This window comes from Burkholderia sp. AW33-5 (assembly GCF_053427615.1).
In genome coordinates, this window is the sequence record NZ_JBSAXA010000122.1 from 1 (window position 1) to 316 (window position 316).

Below are 316 nucleotides of genomic sequence, written 5' to 3' on the forward strand. Positions count from 1 at the left end.
TCCCGCGCCGCAGTGGGTGCGCGTGGTCGGCGGCTTCACCGAACATCAGTTCGTGGAGAAGCGCCTGCCGACGATCGACGAACTCAACGCGGCCGCGCCCGATACGCCGGTGTTCATCCTGCACCTGTACGATCGCGCGCTGCTGAACGCGGCCGCGCTGCGCGTGGTCGGTTACACGAAGGACACGCCGGAGCCGCCGGGCGGCACGATCCTGCGCGATACCGCGGGCAACCCGACGGGCCTGCTGCTCGCGAACCCGAACGCGACGATCCTCTACGCGACGCTCGCGAAGGGGCCGAAGCTGCCGTTCGAGTAT

At 69.3% G+C, this 316-nt stretch carries 1 protein-coding gene; it reads left to right on the top strand.

Annotation, left to right across the window (positions count from 1 at the left end; genetic code table 11):
• Positions 1-316: amidohydrolase family protein (locus ACV22V_RS32645; RefSeq protein ID WP_448016856.1), on the top strand; the 316-nt coding region annotated here is incomplete at both ends.